General features: G+C 63.4%; 7 protein-coding genes. 5 read left to right on the top strand and 2 right to left on the bottom strand.

What is annotated here, in order from left to right; all coding sequences use genetic code 11:
• Together VJ604_RS18355 and VJ604_RS18350 are read right to left on the bottom strand one after the other, a co-directional pair.
• Positions 1 to 236, bottom strand: a 236-nt coding sequence (locus tag VJ604_RS18355) for a cyclic di-GMP-binding domain-containing protein, MshE-related (RefSeq protein WP_518517919.1), incomplete at its 3' end; no start/stop codon positions are given.
• 256 nt (positions 237 to 492) lie between these two features.
• Positions 493 to 1,713 carry an ammonium transporter gene (locus VJ604_RS18350; protein WP_324085002.1) on the bottom strand — a complete coding sequence of 407 codons (1,221 nt, stop codon included), beginning with the start codon at positions 1,711 to 1,713 and terminating at the stop codon, positions 493 to 495.
• Between the two features lie 518 nt (positions 1,714 to 2,231).
• On the opposite strand from VJ604_RS18350, the gene VJ604_RS18345 reads away from it, so the two are divergent.
• The 5 genes from VJ604_RS18345 to VJ604_RS18325 all read left to right on the top strand — a co-directional run bounded on the left by VJ604_RS18345 (position 2,232) and on the right by VJ604_RS18325 (position 6,254).
• Positions 2,232 to 3,389, top strand: coding sequence for an acetoin utilization protein AcuC (locus VJ604_RS18345; protein ID WP_324085000.1), 1,158 nt, complete (start codon positions 2,232 to 2,234; stop codon positions 3,387 to 3,389).
• Positions 3,367 to 4,197, top strand: a complete 831-nt coding sequence (locus VJ604_RS18340; protein ID WP_324084998.1) for a hypothetical protein — start codon at positions 3,367 to 3,369, stop codon at positions 4,195 to 4,197. The genes VJ604_RS18345 and VJ604_RS18340 overlap by 23 nt, the downstream gene beginning before the upstream one ends.
• A gap of 59 nt (positions 4,198 to 4,256) precedes the next feature.
• Entirely contained in the window at positions 4,257 to 5,144 is an 888-nt protein-coding gene (locus VJ604_RS18335; RefSeq protein WP_324084996.1) for a hypothetical protein, read from the top strand.
• 216 nt (positions 5,145 to 5,360) lie between these two features.
• Positions 5,361 to 5,765, top strand: a complete 405-nt coding sequence (locus VJ604_RS18330) for a CoA-binding protein (protein ID WP_324084994.1) — start codon at positions 5,361 to 5,363, stop codon at positions 5,763 to 5,765.
• 57 nt (positions 5,766 to 5,822) lie between these two features.
• Positions 5,823 to 6,254, top strand: coding sequence for a hypothetical protein (locus tag VJ604_RS18325; RefSeq protein WP_324084992.1), 432 nt, complete (start codon positions 5,823 to 5,825; stop codon positions 6,252 to 6,254).
• Positions 6,255 to 6,328 lie beyond the last annotated feature (74 nt).

Genomic DNA, 6,328 nt, shown 5'->3' with positions numbered 1-6,328 from the left:
GGGATCAGCTCCAGCAGGTGCTCCGAAATGACCTGGGACGCGATCCCTTTGACCGTCTCGAAGCCGTACTGCCGCGCCAAGGCCTCGATCAGTTCCTCAGGCGTGATCACCCCCATCTCGTCCAGGACCACCCCCAGCCGCTTGCCGCTCCCCCTTTGCCGGGACAAGGCGCGCTCCAGTGTCTTCATGGTAATGATGCCTGACTCGACCAGTAACTCTCCCAATGGTGTTTTCATGATCGAACCGACCTTTGATTGTAATTAGAGTATTTTAACTAACGTTCAAATAATACAGATTTCCTGTCAAATAGCAAAATAAAAAAAGGCCCGGGAAGGGCCTTTTTCATGCACGGAGGCGGGAAGGGAGGTGACCTTTCCGCCCTGGGTTCAGGAGCTGGTAACAGGGGGGCGCATGCCCCCCGGAGGTGCCAAGCGAGGCGCTCTCCCCGCTCGGCGGCCGGCGGCGCGCAGGCGGGGAGAGCTTCGAGCGATACTAGCGGACGTGGTCCTCGGGGTAGGCGCCGATGCTGTGGATGGCGAGGTCGGCACCCTGCATCTCCTGCTCGCGGTCCAGCCTGATCCCCACCGTCTTGGCGAGGACGCTGTAGACCAGGAACCCGTTGACCAGGGCGAACACGATGGCCGAGGCGGTCCCGGCCAGCTGCGAGACGATGGTGACACCACCGAGGCCTCCCAGAGCCTCCTGGCCGAAGAGGCCGGCAGCGATGCCGCCCCAGGAGCCGATCACGCCGTGCAGCGGCCAGACGCCCAGCACGTCGTCGATCTTCAGCTTCTCCTGCTCGATCTGGAAACCGAACACGAAGATCACGGCGGCGATCACGCCGGTGACGAAGGCGAAGAGCGGGTGCATGATGTCGGAGCCGGCGCAGATGGCGATCAGACCCGCCAGCGCCCCGTTGTGGACGAAGCCGGGGTCGTTCTTACTGGAGATCAGGGCGCCAAGCACGCCGCCCACCATGGCCATGAGGGAGTTGACCAGCACCACCCCCGAGATCTTTTCAAGATGGCCGGCGCTCATCACGTTGAAGCCGAACCAGCCGATCGCCAGGATCCAGGAGCCGAGTGCGAGGAAGGGGATGTTGCTGATCGGGATCGGGTGGGACTTGCCGCTCAGGTAGCGCCCGACGCGGGGGCCGAGGATGATGACGGCGGGAAGGGCGATCCAGCCTCCGATGGAGTGGACGACCACCGATCCCGCGTAGTCATGGAACTCGGCACCGCCCACCCGCTTGAAGACATCCTGCAGAAGGGAGGCGTTCTTCCCCCAGATGAGGGATTCGAAGAGGGGGTAGCTGAGCCCTGCGAAGATGGCGCCGGCGGTCACCTGCGGCCAGAATTTCGCGCGCTCGGCGATGCCGCCGGAGATGATGGCCGGGATGCAGGCCGCGAAGCAGAGCAGGAAGAAGAAGTGGGTGATGTCGTAGCCCTGGGTGTCGCCCAGCAACTGCTTCACCGGCTTGAGGAAATTGATCCCGTAGGCGATGGGGAAGCCGATCAGGAAGTACATGACGGTGGAGACAGACCAGTCGGTGAGTATCTTCACGAAGGCGTTCACCTGATTCTTCTTCCGCACGGTACCGACCTCCAGGAAGGCGAAGCCGGCGTGCATGGCGAAGACCATGACCGCCCCGAGCATAAGGAAAAGTACGTCGCTGCTGTTGCCAAGTGGTGTCATCGATGACATCCCGTTCATTCTGTTACCTCCATTGGTAAATGGCCCCACCTCTTTGTGAAGGCTCTGTACTGACCTGGTGCATCAAGCGGTGCCCCGTAGGGCTCTGCATGAAGATCTGCCAGCGGTGCCCCACACCTTTGTGGGGGCGAGCACAGCTGCTCCTGGCGCTGCTCTTCAGTGCGTTGCTGCCCGTTCCGCTGGGCCGGCATCGGCAGGCGCATAAAATTTCGGCACCCGCGTACCTCCGCGCCGTTGAGAAGGCGCTCTAACTAAGCAAAGTACTTGCCAAAAAGATAACTTCCTGTAATTATTGAGAGGCTTATTAGGCGTGGCTGCCGTTGCGGCTCATTAATGCCTAAAAAATGTGCTGTAATGCCTAAGGGGTAGGCAGCAATTGTGATTGACCTGTCGGACGCCGCAGGTTAAATTCAGCGGAAACCGGGGCTAGCGGCTAGGGGCTCGGGGCTAGGCTCAGGGGCTGAAAGTAGTGAGTAGTGAGTAGGCTACGGAATAGCGGGTAGTCGGGGGTAATCTTTTTGTCTCGCAAGACCGCACTCATCGCATGCGCCGACCTCGGCGGCTACTGTTACGGCGACCACCATCCCTTCAAGGTCCAGCGCTACCGCCTGGCCCGGGACCTGATGGACGCCTACGGGCTGCTGGCGCTGCCGGGGATGGAGCTCCGCTCTCCCCGTGCGGTGACTCGCGAGGAGCTCTTGGGGGTCCATGCGCCGGACTACCTCGACCGGCTGCAGGAGTTCAGCGCCGCCGGCCAGCCGAGGGCTGACTTCCGCTATGGCCTGGGCGATTTGGAGAATCCCGTCTTCCCGGGGGTCTACGACTGGGCCTGTCTGGGGGTGTCGGGCACCCTGGAGGCGGCGCGGCTGGTGACCGAGGAGGGCTTTGCCGCAGCCTTCAACCCGCTGGGGGGGTACCACCACGCCCAGAGGGACCGTGCCTCCGGCTTCTCGTATCTCAATGACGCCGCAGTGGCCATCAAGCAGCTGGTGGCGAAAGGGAAGCGGGTCGTCTACCTCGACATCGACGCCCACCACGGCGACGGTGTCCAGAACGCCTTCTACGACAGCGACCGGGTGCTGACCATCTCGCTGCATGAAAGCGGCGTCTACTTCTTTCCGGGCACCGGCTGCGAGTCGGAGACCGGCGTCGGGGGAGGGAAGGGGTACGCGGTCAACCTGCCGCTCAGGGCCCACACGGACGACGCGCTGTTCATGAAGGCCTTCGACGAGGTCGCCTTCCCGCTGATCGCCGCCTTCGACCCAGACGTGCTCTTCACCCAGCTTGGTGCGGACAGCTTCCGGACCGATCCGCTTACCCGCCTGGAGGTCACCACCCACGCCTACTCCTACATCCTGAGGAAACTGCGCGCCCTGCAGATCCCCTGGGTGGCGGTGGGGGGGGGAGGCTACGACATGATGAACGTGGCACGCGCCTGGACCATCGCCTGGGCCGTGATGAACGACCGTGAGCTCTCCCCGAGGCTGCCGGCTCCCTTCGTGAAACTGATCTCGGAGCTGGGGTATCCGCACCGCATGCTTTTGGACGCCATGCACTGGGCGCAGGAGGACGACCGCAACCAGGCGCTGGATGCGGTAGAGAAGAGCATCGCCTACGTGCGCGCCAACATCTTCCCCGTACTGATCGGTGGCCATGGCAAAAATCGCCGGAAATGAGCAGCTAAGGGATAGCCGGGGGCGGGAACTCTTCTCGCTGTACGACATCAACCGGCTGGAGCGCTCCGAGAAGGAGGCGATCTACCGCTGCCTGCTCCCCGACCGCCTGCTGAGGCTGATCGGGGAGGGGGGAGGGACTGTCAGCGTGATCGCTCCGGAGGGGCTGCGCCTTTTGCGCCTGGAGGCGCGGGTCACCCCCCAGGACCGCGATGCCGTCTTTTTCCTGGAACTCAGCGACACCCATCACCACCAGATGGAGCTCGCCTTCTGCCAGATCGCCGATCCGCGGGCGCCCCGCTTCGACGTCGATATCGACCAGCAGGGGAATAACAACCTGTTCGCCACCCTGGGAAGGAATCTCCCCGAGGAGCAGCGGGCCATGGAGGCCGGCCTCTTCCCGAACCAGACCCGGCGGGGACTGAGGATGTTCGGCGAATTCCTGCCGCTTCTGGAGCGCTTCACTGACGCGCTCGGCATGGAGCTGATCGTGGCCGAGCCGCTCACCTACGACAACGCGATCCGCTACGAGAAGTACGGCTTCGATTACGTGGTGGGCAAGAGGCTCATGCAGGAGATCGACGCCGGTTTCGCGCCGGGAGGGGAACTGTACCGGCGGCTGGACGGCTCCACCCCCTTCAGGCAGCGCTCCTTCGCCAACAGCGTGCTGGGGCGGAGCTGGGCCGTCCACGACGGCATACTCGACGACCCCTGGGACGGGGTCAGAATCTACAAAACCGTCGGCGTCCACGCCGGCGTTGACACCTTCCCCGGACGGGAAGGATACGGAGGTGTACCATCGGTACCATAGCTCAGGAAACCACCACTCCCCTTCCGGGACTGCTCTACTACACCCCGCCGGTCGGGGCCGTGATCAGCGGCCTGGACGGCAAGGTCGAACTCACCTTAGGCTTCGAGCCGATCCCCCTTTTGGCCGATGACCACCAGGCGCTCTCCGGCGAGGTTCCCAGCTACGACGCGCTGGGGCGCGGCATCTACCAGGCGCTGCGCACCGACCCCGGCTGCCGCTTCTGCGAGCGGTACGCGGCTCTCTTGAAGGAGGGGTATCCCCACTACGTGTCCGAGCTGGCGAGCCACATCCTCATGCTGGGGGAGAAGGACGTCGAGGTCCCCTACCTGGACCGCCGGGTGAACCTCCTGAAGATCTTCGCGCTCATGGAGCCCAACGACCCGCACTTCCCGCTGGAGATCGGCATCACCCTGCTCGACAAGGGGTGCCGCTTCTCGGCGCTGCACCTCTCCACGGTGACCCTCTTCAAGGCGGAGTCCTACCTCGAGCGGGCCCTGGCCCTGGCACCCGGCGAGCCCAAGGCGCTCTCCAACCTGGCGGAGGTCTGCTTCCTGCTCGGCAAGTATGAGAGGGCGGCGGCCCTGTGGCAGGAACTCCTCCCCGGGCTTGCCGCGCCGGCGGCCGAGGTGGTGCACGGACGCCTGGAGAGGATCGCCAAGCAGGAACTGCCGCGGGTCCCCGCCGTCGATTACCTGGAGGCCATTGCCGGCGCCCTCGCCATGAAGGACGACGGCGAGTACATCGAGGCGGCCGCCATCCTCACCGACATCATGTCCGACGCCTTCTTCGCCTGCGAATTCCCGATGCCGGAGATCCCCTACCTGCTTGCCCTTTGCTGCATCGACATGGGCGGGGTGGGGGACGCGCGCACCTTCCTGCGCCAGGCGCTCAAGATCAACCCGGATTTCGCAGAGGCCAAGGCAACCCTGGAACAACTGCAAGCATAGGAGGCGATTATGGCCGCATACAGCGCGGCTGACTGGATTTTTATAGCCGGCGTGATGGTGGTGATCCTCGTCCTGGTCGCCATCAGCGGCATGAGGAAGCGGTGACGCGGAGTATCTCTCCGCTGCCGCTGAACTTGTGATAGATTGAGGTAAGCACCGGCAGTACTTCATACAATCACTGTCGGAGTACTTCATACAATCAGTGTCGGAGGTCGTATGGCAACGCCTGACATGAAGCAGATCATCACAACATACAAGACCATCGCCGTGGTGGGCCTGTCGCCGGACGAGGGGAAGCCGAGCCACGAGGTGGCCGCCTACCTCAAACGGGCCGGCTACAGGATCATCCCGGTGAACCCCTCCTGCCAGGAGATCTTCGGCGAGCGCTGCTATCCCACCCTCGCCGAGGTCCCCGACCAGGTGGAGATCGTGGACATCTTCCGCCGATCCGAGTTCGTCCCGGAGATCGTGGACCAGGCCATCGCCAAGGGGGCCAAGGTCGTCTGGATGCAGGAGGGGGTGGTGAACGAGACCGCCGCCGCCAAGGCGGAAGCCGCCGGTCTCGCGGTGGTCATGGACCGCTGCCTGCTCAAGGAGCACGTCAAGTTGAGGTCGCGGTGAGGGATGGCCGGGTGATTGTGCGGGTGGGCGCCGGCGGGCGAGCCAGAGGCGGGACCTGTGCCTGCTGAAGCTCGCCCCCCCTTCGCGCTGCCGCTCGTCGCGACGGTCTACCTCATCTCGCTGCTTTTGTCGGCTTCCAGTTACGGCGACCCGATCCCGTTCATGGGACGCTTCTACACCGGGAAGGCCGCCGCCTGCCTGGTGTTCGTCGACTGCCTGGTCTCCCTCTACCTGGCGATCGGCACCATGAAGAGGCAGCGCCTCACCGTTTGGCTCATCATCGGCTACAACCTGCTCGACCTCGTAAGCGCCTTACTGAACCTCGCCCTCATCCCGTTGGAGGAGTACGCCCGCGTAAGCCAGGTGGCGATCTCCCAGGACGCGGTCTTTTTCGATACGCTTGCCGCCGGGGGGATCCTTTTGTTCATCTCCGTCTACGTGTTTCGCAAACGGCGCTACTTCTACAACAGATCGCCCTATCTCTTCTGATAAGACTGTCTCTGCAAATGTTAGCAACCACACAGATTCTTCACTTGCCAGATGACTAACATCTCTGCTACTAT

Source organism: Geomonas sp., from assembly GCF_035254065.1.
GTDB lineage: Bacteria > Desulfobacterota > Desulfuromonadia > Geobacterales > Geobacteraceae > Geomonas.
The sequence above is the reverse complement of the archived record's forward strand: the minus strand, read 5'-3'. Positions and strand labels throughout refer to the sequence as shown.

Coding starts and splice junctions, on each gene's coding strand:
- VJ604_RS18350 (WP_324085002.1), bottom strand. CDS start 1,713: ATGAACGGGATGTCATCGATGACACCACTTGGCAACAGCAGCGACGTA.
- VJ604_RS18340 (WP_324084998.1), top strand. CDS start 3,367: ATGGCAAAAATCGCCGGAAATGAGCAGCTAAGGGATAGCCGGGGGCGG.
- VJ604_RS18330 (WP_324084994.1), top strand. CDS start 5,361: ATGGCAACGCCTGACATGAAGCAGATCATCACAACATACAAGACCATC.